The sequence below is a fragment of the Arthrobacter sp. SPT-J7 genome, assembly GCF_059089965.1.
Map to the genome: position 1 here is coordinate 106923 of NZ_JBNHFF010000012.1, position 16531 is coordinate 123453.

The 16531-nt window shown below is 64.8% G+C and carries 19 protein-coding genes; 4 read left to right on the plus strand and 15 right to left on the minus strand.

Translation table 11 applies throughout. From position 1 onward, the window contains the following. Positions 1-25 precede the first annotated feature (25 nt). Positions 26-409 (minus strand): DUF4229 domain-containing protein, encoded by a 384-nt coding sequence (locus AC5RWX_RS16985; RefSeq protein ID WP_493939481.1) that lies wholly within the window; start codon positions 407-409, stop codon positions 26-28. 86 nt (positions 410-495) lie between these two features. On the opposite strand from AC5RWX_RS16985, the gene AC5RWX_RS16990 reads away from it, so the two are divergent. Then, a complete protein-coding gene (locus AC5RWX_RS16990; RefSeq protein ID WP_493939480.1) occupies positions 496-915 on the plus strand; it encodes a PLD nuclease N-terminal domain-containing protein in 420 nt (139 codons plus the stop codon). A gap of 252 nt (positions 916-1167) precedes the next feature. Here AC5RWX_RS16990 and AC5RWX_RS16995 read toward each other — a convergent pair whose 3' ends face one another. The 3 genes from AC5RWX_RS16995 to AC5RWX_RS17005 all read right to left on the minus strand — a co-directional run bounded on the left by AC5RWX_RS16995 (position 1168) and on the right by AC5RWX_RS17005 (position 3830). Further along, positions 1168-1461, minus strand: coding sequence for a hypothetical protein (locus AC5RWX_RS16995; protein ID WP_493939479.1), 294 nt, complete (start codon positions 1459-1461; stop codon positions 1168-1170). Beyond that, complete coding sequence (locus tag AC5RWX_RS17000; RefSeq protein WP_493939478.1) at positions 1458-2546, minus strand: DMT family transporter; 1089 nt, start codon at positions 2544-2546, stop codon at positions 1458-1460. The genes AC5RWX_RS16995 and AC5RWX_RS17000 overlap by 4 nt, the downstream gene beginning before the upstream one ends. A gap of 105 nt (positions 2547-2651) precedes the next feature. Beyond that, positions 2652-3830 (minus strand): aminomethyl transferase family protein, encoded by a 1179-nt coding sequence (locus tag AC5RWX_RS17005; protein WP_494062589.1) that lies wholly within the window; start codon positions 3828-3830, stop codon positions 2652-2654. 468 nt (positions 3831-4298) lie between these two features. Between AC5RWX_RS17005 and AC5RWX_RS17010 the strand changes: the two genes are divergently transcribed. Further along, positions 4299-5267, plus strand: a complete 969-nt coding sequence (locus AC5RWX_RS17010; RefSeq protein ID WP_493939477.1) for a helix-turn-helix domain-containing protein — start codon at positions 4299-4301, stop codon at positions 5265-5267. Between the two features lie 3 nt (positions 5268-5270). Here the strand turns inward: AC5RWX_RS17010 and ccsB are convergent, their stop codons facing one another. Genes ccsB through AC5RWX_RS17035 form a run of 5 tightly spaced genes read right to left on the minus strand, consistent with a single transcriptional unit; the run spans position 5271 to position 10201 of the window. After that, positions 5271-6323, minus strand: a complete 1053-nt coding sequence (gene ccsB / locus AC5RWX_RS17015) for a c-type cytochrome biogenesis protein CcsB (RefSeq protein WP_493939476.1) — start codon at positions 6321-6323, stop codon at positions 5271-5273. A gap of 14 nt (positions 6324-6337) precedes the next feature. Then, positions 6338-8080, minus strand: coding sequence for a cytochrome c biogenesis protein ResB (resB, locus tag AC5RWX_RS17020; RefSeq protein WP_493939475.1), 1743 nt, complete (start codon positions 8078-8080; stop codon positions 6338-6340). Next, complete coding sequence (locus AC5RWX_RS17025) at positions 8080-8841, minus strand: cytochrome c biogenesis CcdA family protein (RefSeq protein WP_493939574.1); 762 nt, start codon at positions 8839-8841, stop codon at positions 8080-8082. The genes resB and AC5RWX_RS17025 overlap by 1 nt, the downstream gene beginning before the upstream one ends. Positions 8842-8870: 29 nt before the next feature. After that, positions 8871-9485: a TlpA family protein disulfide reductase gene (locus AC5RWX_RS17030; RefSeq protein ID WP_494077224.1), complete on the minus strand. Its 615-nt coding sequence runs from the start codon at positions 9483-9485 to the stop codon at positions 8871-8873. A gap of 53 nt (positions 9486-9538) precedes the next feature. Beyond that, on the minus strand, positions 9539-10201 hold the full coding sequence (locus AC5RWX_RS17035) for a histidine phosphatase family protein (protein WP_494077225.1): 663 nt from the start codon (positions 10199-10201) through the stop codon (positions 9539-9541). 214 nt (positions 10202-10415) lie between these two features. Between AC5RWX_RS17035 and AC5RWX_RS17040 the strand changes: the two genes are divergently transcribed. Continuing rightward, the gene (locus AC5RWX_RS17040; protein WP_494077226.1) at positions 10416-11243 is read left to right on the plus strand and encodes a hypothetical protein; all 828 of its coding nucleotides are present in this window, start codon (positions 10416-10418) and stop codon (positions 11241-11243) included. Between the two features lie 30 nt (positions 11244-11273). On the opposite strand, the gene AC5RWX_RS17045 is transcribed toward AC5RWX_RS17040, so the two are convergent. Continuing rightward, positions 11274-11972, minus strand: coding sequence for a redox-sensing transcriptional repressor Rex (locus AC5RWX_RS17045; protein ID WP_494097624.1), 699 nt, complete (start codon positions 11970-11972; stop codon positions 11274-11276). Between the two features lie 157 nt (positions 11973-12129). Beyond that, on the minus strand, positions 12130-12387 hold the full coding sequence (locus AC5RWX_RS17050) for a glutaredoxin family protein (protein WP_494097625.1): 258 nt from the start codon (positions 12385-12387) through the stop codon (positions 12130-12132). 65 nt (positions 12388-12452) lie between these two features. Here AC5RWX_RS17050 and AC5RWX_RS17055 point away from each other — a divergent pair, with 65 nt between their 5' ends. Further along, entirely contained in the window at positions 12453-13271 is an 819-nt protein-coding gene (locus AC5RWX_RS17055; protein WP_494097626.1) for an HAD family hydrolase, read from the plus strand. A gap of 93 nt (positions 13272-13364) precedes the next feature. Here the strand turns inward: AC5RWX_RS17055 and AC5RWX_RS17060 are convergent, their stop codons facing one another. The 4 genes from AC5RWX_RS17060 to AC5RWX_RS17075 all read right to left on the minus strand — a co-directional run bounded on the left by AC5RWX_RS17060 (position 13365) and on the right by AC5RWX_RS17075 (position 16341). Beyond that, complete coding sequence (locus AC5RWX_RS17060; protein ID WP_003792170.1) at positions 13365-13463, minus strand: 30S ribosomal protein bS22; 99 nt, start codon at positions 13461-13463, stop codon at positions 13365-13367. 159 nt (positions 13464-13622) lie between these two features. After that, positions 13623-13835, minus strand: a complete 213-nt coding sequence (locus AC5RWX_RS17065; RefSeq protein WP_493939468.1) for a helix-turn-helix domain-containing protein — start codon at positions 13833-13835, stop codon at positions 13623-13625. Positions 13836-13962: 127 nt separating this feature from the next. Beyond that, on the minus strand, positions 13963-15156 hold the full coding sequence (locus AC5RWX_RS17070) for a 3-deoxy-7-phosphoheptulonate synthase (protein WP_494097627.1): 1194 nt from the start codon (positions 15154-15156) through the stop codon (positions 13963-13965). Positions 15157-15459: 303 nt separating this feature from the next. Then, positions 15460-16341 (minus strand): N-acetylglucosamine kinase, encoded by an 882-nt coding sequence (locus AC5RWX_RS17075; RefSeq protein WP_494097628.1) that lies wholly within the window; start codon positions 16339-16341, stop codon positions 15460-15462. Positions 16342-16531 lie beyond the last annotated feature (190 nt).

Here is a 16531-nt window from a genome sequence, read left to right on the forward strand (position 1 = left end):
CCCGTACCGGCTGAGGGGGAACGGGTTAGCGCTGGTCCTGGGACCGGGGTTCGTTCGGCTGCTGCTGTGCCGGACTCTGCGGGTTCGGCTGCGGCTGCTCCGGTGCAGTCTTCGGCTTGCGGTCCGAATCCACCCGCAGCTCGCCGTGCTGGTCAACGGCGGAGTCCTCGGCCAGTGCGTCGGAGATCTCCGTGGAGGTACGCGGTGCTGCCACGCCCTTGGAGAAACGGCTGGCGAGCGCCCGCCCGGCTTCGTCCCGCATCTCGCGGAAGAACAGGTAGGTGATGCACCAACCCATGACCGCTGCGGCCAGGGCGGAGTAGACGATGCCCAGCCTGAGGAACAGGCAGATAACAAAGATAACGGCCATAATGCCTAGCCGCAGGGCGCTGAATTTCCAAAAAGCCACGCCTCAAGTTTACGCTGCCCGCGAGATCACCCGGACAGTCCAAGGTTTCCGCAGTCCGCAGCGCGGTGCTCACCTACAATTAAGTCATGGTCCGTCTCTATATCCTGCTCGCGGTGCTGGCTCTCGCAGTGGTGATCTATGCCCTGATCGAGTGCATCCGGTCCCGCCCCCATGAGGTGCGCAGTATTTCCAAAGCGGGATGGATTCTGACCATCATCTTGGTCCCGCTGATCGGGGCCCTGATGTGGTTCATGTGGGGCCGTCCACGCGCCGCGGGCCGGCAACCCCAGCAAGCGCCCCGCCCGGCAGCCCCGGACGATGACGTTGCGTTCCTGCGCACGCTGGATGCACAGCGCCGCGCCAAACAGCGGGAAGAAGAATTGAACCGGCGTGAGCAGGAGCTGAAGAAGCGCGAGGACCGACCGCACGGCAACAAGGACAAGCCCGCCACTCATGACGGCCGGCAACAGCTGAGCGAAGACGACCCGGACAACGGTCCGCGCTAAACCGCCTGTTCCCGAAAACGTAGAAGGCCCGCTGCCCTGGATGTGTCCAGGGCAGCGGGCCTCTCCGTTGAGGAGCGGGTGGCGGGTGCCTTCAAGGGCCCAGCATGGGAGCTCCTCCCCAGATACGTCAGAGTCTCCTGACGAAGATCCGAGCCAGGTACAACGCGACGAGCGGGGTCACCACGCACAGGACGAGACCAATCCAGCCGAGCGCTTCACTGCGCCAAAAATCGGGGTCGATCATTTTCTTTCCTAGCCTTCCTTTAAGCCTGCCTGCGCCATACGTTCGCGCCCGAAACCGGTGAGTTCAAATTGGAAGAGCACTTTCTCCACGCCATAGGACCTCGACGGATCCACATCGGATCCGACTTCGGCGATAAGTCCACCCGCCGACAGGTCCGTGAGCATCAAGCGCACGGTCCCGTACCAATACGGTCCCGTAACGTCGAGTTCGTCCATCACTTTGTCGGCCAGTTCGTAGTCCCACCTCGCGCCGTTGGCCGCTAAGTCGCTCAGCACGATGCCCTTCATGTGGCGTCTGGTCATGTGCGTGCCTCCTTGGAAGTATTCAGCACCGTATCTGCCCCGGAGACCGCACGGAGGCTCTCCTGCCCGTTCCGGCGCTCGGAGAACAGGATGAAGCTACCGGTAACCGCAATGAGGCTGCCGAGGATAAAATGCCAGCCGATGGCGGCGTTGGAGAACGCCCACAGCCAGACGATGGCGATCGGACCGGAAAGCGTGGCGATCGCCTGACCTCGGCCAACACCGATGAGTGGAAAGGATTTATACCACGTCAGGTAACAGAAGCCGTAGGTCAACCCCAGCGGAACCAGCAAGACCAGAACGGCCGGATTGGCCAGTGCGGTCCCCATCGCAGTGAGTGCTTGAGGACCCCAGATGACGAGCATCAGCGGGAGGCCCACCAGGAGCCACACCCCGACCTCTGCCGTGAACCGCAGGGCGGAGCCCACGTCCGGGTCGCTGACGTCCAATGCGCGTCCAGCGATGGCCCCTTCCGCACCGAAGCCGACAATGGTCATCAAACCCCCAAGGTAACCCAGCCAAGCCTGGTCCCCAGGGTTGGTCAGCTGCTCCCAGAGTCCGGGAGTGAAGACGACAGCGGCACCGACAACCATCACCACGATGCCCACAGCGGCCTGGATGCTGATCTTTTCCTTGTACCAAAGCCGGGCGATAGTGGTCCCAGCCAGCGGGAACAGTAGCCCCGCGACCGCACCGAAGGCCGAACCTACGAAGGTGATAGCTAGATAAATACCCACGATCGCCATCAGGCCGCAGCAGCCTGCTGGCAGGTACCAACTGCTGATCCTTGGTTGCTGCAGAGTAGCGGTGTATTCGCGAATCTTGCCCAGCGACCCAATCCAAACGAACATGGCCGCCAGCACAACGAAGGCATTAAGCATGCTGACCACCAGTGCGGCCAGTATCATCTCTTTGCTGCTGCCGGACAGACCGGACATGGGCTCTTCGAAGAAGATGGCCGAGCCAGGCACATACCAGGCTCCCCACAGCACCGCGCACCACAGCGCCCAGGAAAAGCCCCAACGCCGCTGGCGTTGATGATGCCTCAGCCGCAATTGATCAATTCTGAAATGTGAGACTGACATGGAGCAGAACTCCTTTGTTCTAGCCGAATGCTCAGGGCCATCAGGAAACGACGGCGTACAGCCCCCGGCGGCAGCATGGTGCCCCGCCGGGGGCCAGAAGGCCTGCTAGACAGATACTTCTTCCAGACCGCGCGAGATCTTCTTTTCCGCGTCGTAGTAAGGCAGCTCGACTATCTGGCAAGGATGGGGCTGCAGGTCGAAGCCCACCACCGTCGCAGTGCGCGGCTCAAGTTGATCGCTGCTATGCAGCCGAACGTATCCGATACCTTGCTTCAGAGCCGGGCTCCAGGAGGCCGCGGTGATACGGCCGATTTCCACCCCGTCCCGTGTGACGGCGGCCCCCGTCAGTGGTTCCGCCTCGCAGAGGATGCCAAAGATTCGGGTCCGCCGGTCGGCAACCTGCAGTAGTGACGCCTTTCCGAAGAAGTCGTCTTCTCGCTTGAGGTCTACAAAGTCCCCAAGCCCGGCTTCAAACGGAGTCATCGAGGCGTCCATGTCTGACAGGTTATTGAGAATGCCCGCCTCGATTCGGCGCGTGTCCATGGCATCCAGGCCGATATTCAAGAGCCCGAAAGCCTCGCCCACCGAGGTTACGTGGTTCCAAAGTTCGTCGGTATCCACCTCCGGGTCGGTGTAAATTTCGAAGCCGAGCTCGCCCGTCCAACCGGTGCGCGTGATCAGCACCTGCTGGCCACCCATACTCACTTCACGGGCATCAAAGTAGCGGAAGGCGTCGGGAGCGCCGTCGTCACAGGCTTTAGCCAACAAATCGAAGGCCTTCGGTCCCTGGATCTGATGAACCCACGACTGCGGGTCTGTGATTTGCACATCCAGGTTCAACGCGTGTGCGCGCAGCCATCCGACGAAGTCCCCGTCCGCCTGCACGTACCAGAAGCGGTCTTCAGCAAGCCGGATGAGGATCCCGTCGACCAGAATGCCGCCGTCCGGCCAGCATGCCACGCCGTAAGTGCAGCGGCCGGGCTTGAGCTTTGAGACCTTGCGGGTGAAGATGCGGTCCAACAATTTCGAAGCGTCGGGGCCGGAGATCTCCGTGGGCAGTTCGCCGGTGTCCAGACGGACAACGCCGCGGCGCAGAGCCCAGTACCCTTCTTCACGCGTGGACGTGGCCACTGACACCGCCATCATGCGGCGGTTATAGATGCAATAGGAAGCGCCATCGGCGACGTCGAAGTGATAGAACGGCGAGCGTCCGTGGCCGTAATTCCAGCCAGGTTCAGGGAGCGAACGGACAACGTCCCGAAGCGCCACATTGCGGTCAGACATATTTGGGTCCTCCTAGACTTCATTGTTGTGCAGCCGCGAATCGGTGCGCGGCTGCCTGGGTGAAAGTGACATGGTGAGGCCGCTGGTCGGGCAACGGGCCGTGATCGCGTCTGGCCTGGGCGCATGGGCAGCGTGTCGGGACGACATGGGCGGACAGCCCGTGCTGTCCATGCAGGCTGCCCGCGGGCTTGCAGGGACCAGGACTGGGGTGCTTTGAGCGTGCGGCAGCCGACTCGGGTTCAAGCTGGCCAGCGGGGCCGGCTCGGAGCCATTCGTCCCCCAGCCGATCCAACATCGACGCTTCGATCATGTCGCAACTCCATCGTTAGCGAACTGTTCAGTGTTTAGTACAGTCAGCACTACCGGTTTGCTCTTGTCAATGGTCCGCGTGGCTTTTCATAGCTGACCGGCACTGCGCCTCGGCAATTGCACAGTGCACTAAACTCGACCGCCTATACTGGGCGCACCATGGACGCGACAACTATCAGGGACTTAACGGCGTTCGGCGGACAAATCCGCGACAAACGCACCTCGCGTGCGCTGTCCATTCGTGCCCTTGCCGCCAGGGTCGGGGTTTCCGCTGCGTACTTGACGGCCATCGAACGCGGGCGCAATCCGAGCACGGGACGCCCGCCCGTTCCCTCGGTCCAGGTCGTGGCCCGTTTGGCAAAGGAACTCGGGCTGGACGTTGCACAGGTCGTGACATTGATCGGGGCCACCAGACAGCCGGGCGCGGACGCTGAAACGCACGTACTGGTCTACAAAATGGGCCAGCAACAGGCTGGACTGATGTCAGTTCTGGACGGACTCTTCGGCGCCGACGTCGACCATTGGCTGTATATCGCCGATCCAAGGGATCCAGCCCCGGAAGACCTCGGCGGACGGGCGACCGTCGTCCGATGGGGCTTAGGTTCCTTCCCCTACGAAGACCGCTATCTCAATCCTGCCCATGTGATCGAGGCACTGGACATCGCGGCGGCGGAGCTGGCCGAGCATCTTGCCCCGGACCCCGGTCTGCGCGTAGGGCTGGCAATCTGCGACTGTTCCGCTGTGATGCGGTGGATTCAGAACGCCGCAACCGAGGTGGAGCTTGAACCGACCTGGCACAACAAAGTAGACCTGATCTGGGGCAGGCGCTTCGGCTTCAAGCCGGCGGCAGACGTATGCGTGTACAGTTCCGACGACTTTCAGTCCCTGGGGCTAACCATTGACCAGGTCGCCACCGCACTCCAACTCGTCCAGCACCATCAGCGCATCTATGTTGTGGAGGACGGCGCGACGGTCACCGGCTCGGCGGGAATCAGGCGTATTCTGCAAGTCGCCAGGCCGGCGGGAGTGAGCAGTGGTGCGTGGGATGGTCTCGTCTCCGCGGCAGCTGATTCGATCAGTGCACGCGCCGGAAGTCTAGACACTCCGCTCAACTGCCCTGAGCGTTAGGTCCTAGACCCCGGCGTAGCTGTGCAGGCCGGCGAAGAAGACGTTGACAATCGTGAAGTTGAAGACCACACAGAGGTAGCCGACGATTGATAGCCATGCGGCGCGGGTACCAGTCCAGCCGCGGGTGGCGCGCGCGTGCAAGTAGCCGGCATAGACCACCCAGATCACGAACGTCCAGACTTCCTTGGTGTCCCAGCCCCAGTAGCGGCCCCAGGCCTCTTCGGCCCAGATGGCGCCGAGCACCAGGGTGAAAGTCCAGAACACGAAGGACACGGCGTTGATCCGGTAAGCAGCGTTCTCCAGCGACAGCGCGGAGGGTACCAAGCGCATGAAGCCCAGCTTGTCCGCCTTGCCGGCGCGTCCGCGGGCCTCACGGTTGGCCTGGATCAGCTGCAGCACGGACATGGCGAAGGTCAGAGTGAACAGCGCGGACGCCAGCACCGCCACCGAGACGTGGATGATGATCCAGTAGCTCTGCAGGGCAGGGATCAGGTGGGCCACCGGCGTCGGGAATCCAATGGTGGCCGCGATCAGCATGATCACCACGAGCCCAATGACGAACGAGCCAAGGAAACGCAGGTCTTTACGAGTCAGGGCAATCAGGTAGACCACGGCCACCATCAGCGCACCGGTGGTGCAGAACTCGTACATGTTGCCCCACGGCACCCGGTGCGCTGCCAACCCGCGGGCGACCACGCCGGCGGCCAGGATGACGGTGGCCAGCACGGTGAGGGCTACACCGACCCGCGCGGCAGCGCGGCGTTCCTTGCCGTAGTTCATCGAGTCCGAGGCCATTTCGACGGCGTGCGCCGGGCTTCCGTTGCCACCGTCGGTCCGGGCCGCAGCGGAACCGGTGGTGGCTCCGGCTGCGCCGACCAACACTGCCGAGTCCGCCGTGGCATGCTCGGCGGCCAACCGGTCCTCGACTGCCTTGATGGTCTTGCTGGATTTCGCCAGGTCCCAGCAGAAGGCGATGAAGGCAACGGTGAACGTCATCGCACCGAGCAAGATGAACAGCTCGCTGTACTGGGCCAGTGTTTGGTCAATCGTGGGCATGGGAAGAGGTGTCCTTAGGAGTTGTCAACGCCGGCGGCGCTCTTGCTATTGTGCGCCTGTGGGGCGGCATCCGTCAGCCATTGGCTGCGGAGAAGTTTGCTGATGGTCACTGCTTCAGGAGCCAGCCGGTGGTCTTCGCCGCGGGCCAGCAAGCCCCACTCCACCATCGTGCGTCCGTCGTCGTGCTTGCCGGCACGCACCCAGACGCGGCGTCGCCCTATGAACAACGAGGCGCCCAGACCGGCCATCGCCAGCGAGGAGAAGACGAGTGCCCCGAGCTTGCCCGGGTCGTGATGGATGTCCAGCGCGGCGTAGCGCACCAGTCCGTCGAAGGTGATGCTGCCCATTCCGTTGGGCAGTTTCTTTGTCTCGTACGCGGCAAGCTCGATGCCTCCGCTGTCCTGGTTGCGATCATTGAGCACGGTGAGGTTGCTGGTGTCCAGGACAAAAACGTTCTTCGGATCGCCGTTATCCAGGCCTAGATCGCCGTAGTAGGAGTTCAAGTACAGTCGCGGATTCATCGGATCCGGGTCGCTGCCGTAGGCGACGCCGTCCTTGCCTTCCACCGCCGTCGGCAGGAAAAAGCCCACGAAGCCCAGCTGCTCCGGTTTCGCGTCCGGCACCTTGATCACCATCGTGGAGGTGTAGGCGCCGTCGTTCGGAATGGCGACGACGGGGCCTTGGAACGCGACGTTGCCCTCGCCGTCACGGATGGTCACCACCGGCGCGTATCCGTTGCCCATCAGGTAGACGTTGCTGCCGCCGATGGTCAGCGGGTGGTTGACCTTCAGGACCTGCTGCTCTGCGGGTGCCCCCGGCTTATCGCGCACGGACATGGTGGCTGTGAAGTCCAGCGGCTGCCCGTAATGGGTCGTCGATTCGCGGTCGAACACCACCTCGAACTTGTCCAGCGTCAGGGAGAACGGGTCCAGCCGGTCCTCGGTGAAGCCGGTCCCCGGGTTGAAACTGTCATAGCCGATCAGCGAATTCACGAACGTTTCGCCCTCGACCAGGACCCGCTGTCCGGTGTAGCCGAACTGGCCGCCGACCGCCACAGAGACCAGCACGCCGATCAGCGAGGTGTGGAAGATCAGGTTCCCGATTTCCTTGGCGAAGCCGCGTTCGGCGCCCACGGAAGGCCGGTCGGTGTCCGTGTCGCGCACGTCCACCCGGTAGCCGCGCCGCTTGAGCAGCCGGGCGGCATCTTCAACCGCCGAACGGGCGGAGACGCCCGCCTCGGCTGGGACCGCCATGGAACCGTATTCGGGCAGCCGGGACAGCCGGCGCGGCGTCCGGGGAGGCTGCGACCGCATGGCTTTGTAGTGCTGGATGGCACGCGGGATGACGCAGCCAATCAGCGACAGGAACAGAAGCAGGTAAATGGCGGAGAACCACACCGACGAGTACACGTCGAAGAGCTGGAAGCGGTCCAGCCACGGCCCCACCTCTGGATTGTCCGCGAGGTACTGGGTCACCACGGCGGGGTTGGCCGGGCGCTGCGGGAACAGCGAGCCCGGGACCGCGGCTACCGCCAGCAGCAGCAGCAGGAACAGCGCGGTCCGCATGCTGGTCAGCTGGGTCCAGGCCCAGCGCAGCATGCCCAGGAAGCCCAGTGCGGGAACGGCAACGTCGTCACGCTTGCGGTTGTGCTTGCGGTCGGCCCCGGCAGGGCCTTTGCCGCCGCCGGTACCCGGTCCGCCCGGTGCGGGCGCACCGGCGTCGTCAGGGCGCTGAGCGCCGTCGGGGGTCTGACTCATCAGATCGGGAGCCTCACTTCATTTGCAAACCAGTCCTGCAATTGCGTCACCCAGTCCCCCCAGAGCCCGGTTGCCATCAGCAGGCCCAAAACGACCAACATGGCTCCGCCCGCCCGCTGCAGGAACAGCCGGTGCTTGCGGAAGAACGCCATGGCACCCATCCCACGCCGCACGCCGAGCGCGATCAGCAGGAACGGGATGCCCAGGCCAAGGCAGTACACGAAGGCCAGGAAGGCGCCCTTCGTTGCGTCCGCTCCGCCGGAGTATGCCAGTGCCTGGACCGCGGAGAACGTGGGGCCGATGCACGGCGCCCAGCCCAGCCCGAACGTCATGCCGAGCACCGGGGCACCCCACAGCCCGGCGGGTGGACGGGATTGGATTTTGCGGTCCCGCTGGAAGAAGGACAGTCCGCCCATGAAAATGATGCCCATCACCACGACGACGATGCCCAGCAGCTGGGTAATCCAGCCGGCGTCGCTGCCCTTCAGCCAGGCACCCAGCTGGCCGAAGACCGCCCCGATGATCACGAAGACGATGGAAAAGCCGAGCACGAACAGCCCGATCCCGGCGAACATCCGGCCGCGGCGCTGGCGTTCCAGGTCCACGCCGGTCAGACCCGTGACATAGCCCAGGTAGCCGGGAACCAGCGGCAGCACACACGGGGACAGGAAGGAGACCAGGCCGGCCAGCATGGCTACGGGGATGGCCAGCAGCACGGAACCATTCAGCACCGTGTCGCCGAAGGCGCCCCCCAAGGTCATCGGCAGCGAGGCCGTCGCCCATCCCACGGCTACGCGGCCACTGCGTCTTTGATCAGGGCTTTGAGCGTGCCCTTGTCCGCCACGCCCAGGATCCGGGCGGCGACTCGGCCGTCCTTGTCCAGCACCAGCGTGGTGGGGACAGCCTGCGGCGGCACGTAGGACGTCATCGCCAGCAGGATGCCGCCGTCCTTGTCCATGAAACTCGGGTAGGTGATCCCGAAGTTGCGCTCAAAGGCCTCGGCCGTGGGCCGCTCGTCCCGGATGTTGACGCCGTAGAACTGAGCGCCGTCGGCGAACTCCTCGCTGAGGGCCTGCAGGTCCGGGGCTTCCAGTCGACAGGGCGCACAGGAGGCGTACCAGAAGTTCAGCACCGTGACCTTGCCGGCCCAGTCGGCTGAATCGACGGACGTGCCGTCGAAGAGCTTGGCAGTCAACCGCACCGGTTCGCCTCGTGACCCGGGCGCGTACTCGGTCACCGACCCGTCGCCGGCGATGTAGTTCTTGTTGTCTCCGGCGTTGGCCTGCTGGGCCAGCGGGTCCTCAACCGAACAGGCGGCCAGCGACAAGGCACCAAGCAGCCCCGCACCGGCTTTGAACACGGTACGGCGGGTGAACGAACGGGGATTATCGGCAGTCACAGTCACACTCTTCTTGGTGGGTTGAGGTCATCCCACTTCTACAACGCGTAGTAATTCTATTATGCTCCCGGCAGGTTCGCCGCACCGGGGAGCAAGTCGGCGCAGGGCTCGGCATAACGGACCGCGCTGAGGCGCCCGCCGTCGAACTCAAGCGAGGTCACCGACGCCAGCGTGCACTGCCGGCGGCGGGGATCATGCCAGAGCGGTTTGCCCTCGCTGGCCAGCCTGGTGACCCAGATGGGGAGCTGGTGGCTGACCAAGATCGCTTCGGCCCCCGGGCCGCCGAGTTCGACGGCCTGACGCCGCGCGTCGCTGATGGCTTCACGCATCCGGGCGACCTGCGCCGCGTACGGTTCCCCCCAGGACGGCCGCAATGGATTGTAAAGGCGCCGCCAATATCGCGGCTCGCGCAGGTGTGAGCGGATGTCGGCGAGGCCCTCAAAGTGGTTCTCGGCTTCGATGATCCGCTCGTCCGTGACAATCTCGAGCCCGAGCGCCTGCGCGGTGGGCCCGGCGGTCTCCTGCGCCCGGGTCAGCGGCGAAGACACGAGGTAACTGATCGTGGCACCGTCTTTCCGGCGCTCCAAGAAGTAGTCTGCGGCACGCCGGGCCATTTCCTGTCCCAACTCGGACAGTCGGAAGCTCGGCAGTCTGCCATAGAGCACACGGTCGGGGTTGTAGACCTCGCCGTGGCGGAGCAGGTGGACAATGGCTTCGGGCATGGTTACAAGTGTCTCAAACCGGACGTGTATGCCCAAAAGCCCATACCGCCGTCCGCCTCCGGGAGGATCGCCTGCCAGCGGCTCGAAAATCATCCTTCAGGGCGACCGACACCGCGCTGACCTGCATTGTAGTGTTGCAGTAACAGCTGCCAAGCGCCTCGGCGGCCGGGCTCGCAGACCCGGCCCGCCTGGATGAGATGAAAAGGATCCGGCCATGAGCACCCCACAGAACGAACCGAACAAGCCCGGTGACGGGGAAGGCCGGCCCAACGGCCAGGAACAGCCCCGGTACGGACAGAATGTGCCGCAGTATGGCCAAAATGCTCCGCAGCAGCCCGGCTTCGACCAGCCGCAGTACGGACAGAATGCTCCGCAGTATGGACAGAGCCAGCCGCAGTACGGGCAAAACCCCCCGCAGTACGGACAACAGCCGTACGGCCAGCAGCCCTACGGCCAAGGCCAGCAGGGCCAGTCTCCGTACGGCCAGCAGTACGGGCAGCAACCGTACGGTTACCAGAACGCCGTGCCCGGTCAGTACGGCTACCCGAGCGGCCAGGCGCAGCCTGGCGGCAAGCCGACCCGGCCGCGCGAGGTGGTCATCGCTTTCTGGCTTATCATCGCGGCGGCGGCAATGACCGCCATCGAGATGCTGACTGAACTGTCGAACCTGGACGGCACCATGGCAGCGGTGCTCAAGGACCCGTCAGTTCGTGAAGCCCTCGGCGAGCAGGGCGGTCAATTCTCCGATGCCGAGCTGTCGCAGATGATGAGCGGCACGGCGGGAGTGATCATCGTCATCACCGCGGTGATCGCCGTCGGACTGTACCTGCTGGTGGCCTTCGGTGTGAAGGCCGGCAAGAACTGGGCCCGGATCACCGGCACCGTGTTTGCTGCGCTGTCGCTGCTTGGGCTCTTCAACGTCTGGTTCGGCACGTTGTCGGTGCTGCTGGGCATCGCGGCGATCGTTTTGCTGTTCCTGCCCGCGTCGAACCAGTTCTTCCAGGCCACAAAGGCCCACAAGTACGGCATCTACGGCCGCTAAACCAGTACGCTGCCGGCTGCACCACGCTGGCTAATGACGGGCGCTGGACTCGGAGTTGTTCTCCGTCTCCTGCGCCCGTTGTGCGTGGTAGGCCAGGATCTGCAGTTCGGTGGCCATGTCCACCTTGCGCAGCTGCACGGACGGCGGCACCTGGAGCACCACCGGCGCGAAACTGAGGATGCTCATGACTCCGGCTGCGACCAGTCTGTCGCAGAGTCCTTGGGCCACGCCGGCGGGCACCGCCATGACCGCCATATTGGCTTCGGTCTGCCGCAGGACGGATTCGAGTTCTGCGATGGGGCTGACGCGCAGCCCCGCCACCTCCGACCCGACGACGGACGGGTCCGCGTCGAAGAGCGCCACGACACCGAACCCCTTGGTGGTGAAACCGGAGTAGCCGGCCAGCGCCCTGCCCAGGTTGCCAACGCCGACGATGGCGACTTTCCACTCATGCATCAGGCCCAAGGCGGCCGAGATCTCCTGGCTGACCAGGCGTACGTCGTAGCCCACACCGCGGGTGCCGAATGACCCCAAGTAGGACAGGTCCTTGCGCAAGGTGGGCGGGCTGACCCCGGCGGATTCGGCTAACTGCTCGGACGATATGCGCTCGGTGCCACCGGCCATCAGCGAATTCAGCACCCGGAGGTAGATGGTCAAGCGTGCGAGGGCAGCCGGCGGGATCTCCTGGCCGGAAGGCTTGGCTGCCTCGATATCCGGGAGGTGGGTCACTGTTCTCGCTCCGATGCCTGCTGCGGGCTCCGGCCGGGCTATCTCAGCCCTCCGGATCCTGGCTGCCCCGGCGGTTGTCCGGCCGTGGGCTGTGTCCCCTTAGATTAAGCTCCGCCGCGCCGGACTCCAACTCGGATGACGCTGCGGGGCTATCGTCTTATTGCGTGAGCAGGCGGCGCAAACGCTGGCCATCAATGTGCCAAAAGTCCCGCTGCACGCCGTCGATCATGACCACCGGGATCTCTTCGGCAAAGCGGCGCTCGAGCTCCGGGTCTTCCAGGATGTTTTTTTCCTCCCAGAACACCCCGAGTTCCCCGGCAACGCTTTCCACCGTCTCCCGCGCTGCCTGGCACAGATGGCAGCCGGGTTTTGTCAGCAGCACCAGTTCGTGGCTGCGGCGCTCGGATCCGTTCATACCTTCCACGGTAGCGGTCTGCGGCAGTGAACAGGGAATCCCCGCTGCCTCGTTAGACTCGACGTATGCCCAAGTCCGCCGCCGGTCATGCACAGCGAGCCTCGGTTTCCGCCGATCCGGGGACGGAGGCTGCATTTTTCGACGTCGACAACACGTTGATGCGCGGTGCCAGCCTGTTCCATGTGGCCCGCAAGATGTACCAGCAGGGCGCCTTCCGGCTGCGCGAGGCTGCCAGCTTCGGTTTCAAGCAGGCACGGTTCCTGATGCGCGGGGAAAACCTGAAGGACATCCAGTCCATCCGGGACACGGCCTTGGCCTTGGCCACCGGCCTGTTGAGCGACGACTTCAAGCAGTTGGGCGACGAGGTCTACGACGAAGTCATTGCTTCGAAGATCTGGCCCGGCACCCGCGCCTTGGCGGACCAGCACCTGCGCGTGGGCCGGAAAGTCTGGCTGGTCACGGCCACGCCGGTGGAGGTTGCCGCCGTGATTGCGGACCGGCTGGGCCTGACCGGCGCTTTGGGAACGGTCGGCGAAATCGAGGACGGGGCCTACACCGGACGCCTCGTCGGAGACATCCTGCACGGACCGGCCAAAGCCGTTGCGGTCGAAGAACTGGCCGCCCGGCAGGGCCTCGACCTGGCGCGCTGCTGGGCCTACAGCGACTCGTACAACGATGTCCCGCTGCTGACTCTGGTGGGCAATCCGGTGGCCATTAATCCAGATACCCGGCTGCGCCGGCACGCCCGCGAAAAGAACTGGCCTGTCTATGATTTCCGCAGCGGACGCCGCGCGGCCACCCTGGGACTCAAGGCCGCCACCGGCGCGGGTGCCATCTACGGGCTCTGGCGCGGGGTGAGCAAATTCCGCCGGACCGCAGTCTAAGCGCCAACCCGCCCCGGCCAGGAAGGGGTTAAATGCACACGGCCCGCCAGTTTCCTGACGGACCGTGGAAGAAAAGGGAACCGGCTAGCGGTCCTACTTCTTGTTGCGGCGCTGGTGGCGGGTCTTGCGAAGCAGTTTGCGGTGCTTCTTCTTGGCCATACGCTTGCGGCGCTTCTTGATAACTGAACCCACGAGTCCCTCATTCACTGATAGTTTCCGCGCTGCCGGTGCCCGACGGGGCACACGCCAACTTACGGTTTTCCGACGATGACGTAAAACGTTCCTTAACAGGGTACAGCGTCCGCGCACCCGTCTTTGACCGCCGGACGCCGCGGAATCGGTACCCGGGCGTCAGGCGGTGCCGGATTCCCGGTCGATCACCGCGCCGCGCAGGTACTCCTCCACGGCCGACTCGGGCACCCGGTAGGAACGTCCGAAGCGCACAGCGGGCATTTCTCCCGAATGCAGCAGGCGGTAAACGGTCATCTTGGACACGCGCATGACTGCGGCCACTTCCGACACCGTCAAGAAGCGCACATTCGAGAAGTTGTTCTCGTCAGCCATTTCGCACTGTTCCTTTACTGTAAGCAACGACGACGGCGTGCCGCCTTGCCCCGCCCCAAACCCTCTTCCTAGATACTTTAGAGGCTGTTGTGGCGAAAGTGAAAGCGGCCACTGTAGCTTAAGGTATTTATTGCTGCACGGTCCCCGCCTGCGGCGCGGCGCTGGCTCCACGCTGTCGGGACGCCGCGGCCAGCTGCTCCAGCACATCAGCCGTAACATCCCACTCCATGCAGGCGTCTGTCACGCTCTGTCCGTAGACCAGCCCGGCCCCGTCGGCGTTTTCAGACACGTCCAGTTTCTGCGCTCCGCCCACCAGGAAGCTCTCCAGCATGATGCCGGCGATGGCGCTGCCGCCGGCCTCCAGTTGCGCCGCGATCTCCAGCGCCACCTCGGCCTGGCGGTGGTGGCTCTTGCCGCTGTTGGCGTGGCTGGCATCCACGATCAGCCGCGGATTCAGGCCTGCGTCCGCCAGGGCCTTGGAGGCCGCCGCAACCTGGTCTGCGCCGTAGTTCGGCCCGCTCTTGCCGCCGCGCAAAATCAAATGGGTGTCCGGGTTGCCGTTGGTGGCCACGAGCGCCGCCCTTCCCTCGCCGTCGATCCCCAGGAAGGTCTGTGCCGCGGACGCTGCTTGGCCGGCATCGAGTGCCACTTGCAGTCCGCCGTCGGTTCCATTCTTGAAGCCCACCGGCATGGACAGGCCGGACACCAACTGGCGGTGGATCTGGCTCTCCGTGGTCCGCGCACCGATCGCGCCCCAGCTGACCAGGTCCGCCAGGTACTGCGGGCTGATCGGTTCCAGGAATTCCGTGGCCACCGGCAGTCCCAGCTCCGCCACCTCAAGCAGGAAGGTCCGTGCCAGCCGCAGTCCGGCCGCAATATCGTGCGAGCCGTCCAGCCGGGGGTCGTTGATCAGGCCCTTCCAGCCCACCGTGGTCCGCGGCTTCTCGAAGTAGGTGCGCATCACTATCAGCAGCTCTTCACAGTGTTCCCGCGCCACCTGTGCCAGCCGGCGAGCGTAGTCCAGTCCGGCCTCGGTATCGTGGATGGAGCACGGACCCACGATGACCAGCAGCCGGTTGTCCACGCCGTCCATGACCGCACGGATTTCTTCCCGGCCCCGGGCGACGACGGCGGCGGCTTCAGCGGTCAGCGGCTGCTCCGCCATGAGTTCCATGGGTGACGGCAGCGGCTTGAAGCTGCTCACCCGCAGGTTGTTGGTGCCACGCGGCGCGGTGGATCCGCCGGCCGCGTCGACCGTCCCCAGTGCCGCGGCATCGGACGGCGCGGCCGCTTCCACGAGGTGGTTGGCAGGTGCATTCATGGTCGGTGTCCCGTCTGTTGGTGGCGGGAACTCGGAGTCAGAACCCGCCGGAGAAATGGCGAAGGGCAGAGAATCATCTCTGCCCTGTTGGCTCTGAAGGTCGGTATGCGTACGCGCTAAGCGGTTACGTCGGGCCCCTCCAGAGCCAACGCAAAATACGCATACCAACGAGTAGTCATACCGGCACTGTACGCCGTAGCCGTCGGAGCCGGAAATCCGGCAGCCGCCCATGTCCGATTGTGACGACGGGACACGGGCCCCCCGGGAACGCTGGGGCGGCGGTCCGTCCGGTACGAAAGTTTGCTAGGCCAGCCCCGCCAGGACATCGATGCCGAAGACCGGTTCCCGGTCCAGCGGTCGGATGTCGGTGATGCCGTGCGGCTCCAGCGCCGCAGCTACCGTCTGTTGGAAGCGCCGCACGTTAGCTCCCAGCCCGCCGCCAAGAACCACGGGGCCGGTGAAGCCGAGCCGGTCCGCCACCAGCCGGATCTGGCTGGCCAGGTCGGCCGCGGCCCGATCAACAAGCCTTGCGGCCGACGGCTCGCCGTCTTCGGCGGCGGCCACCACTACCCGGGACTTGCCCGCCCAGAACCGTCGGCCGGTCTGCGGCGAGTGGAACAGCGCGATCAGGTCCACCGGTTTCCGCAGTCCGCAGTCGGCCAGCAGCAGCTCCGTCAGCCGGTCCGGCGGCAGCCCGGCATCCAGCCGGGAGAGTGCATGCCGGACTGCTTCACGGCCCAGCCAGTAGCCGCTTCCTTCGTCTCCCAGCAGGTGCCCCCAGCCACCGGCGCGGGCTTCCTCGCCGGAAGCGTTGATGCCCCAGACTGATGTTCCGGTGCCTGCGACCACGCCGATGCCCGTGCTTAGGTGTCCGGCGGCCAGGATCAGGCGGGTGTCGTGGACAACGTGGATGGCCGCCCCGGGAGCCAGCGGGGCGACCAGCGCACGCAGTGCCTCGGCGTCGCCCTCGGTGTCGATTCCGCCGGCGCCGGCGTAAACCGCAGAGACGCGGGCCGTGCCGAGCCGGCCGAACACCTCGGACAAGGCAGCTGCGGCCTGCGCCGGGCTGGTGTTCTGCACGTTGGCACTGCCCGCTGTCGCTTCGGCGGTGACCCGGCCGTCCTCCAGCCGGATACCGTGCGTCTTGCTGCCGCCGATATCCAGCCCGATCAGTGTCTGCGCCATGGACCGAGCTTACAGTTCCAGCCCGGAGAGCTTAACGACGGCGGTGCCTGCCGGGCGGTTTCAAGGGGTCGTTGCAACACTGCTGGTGGTTAGGTGGTCAATAGTAGGTTACGCAGGCGCTCGGCTGGGGAGTCCCAGTCGAGCGTTTTGCGTGGGCGTGCGTTGAGTTCCTGGGCGACGTGTTCGAGGT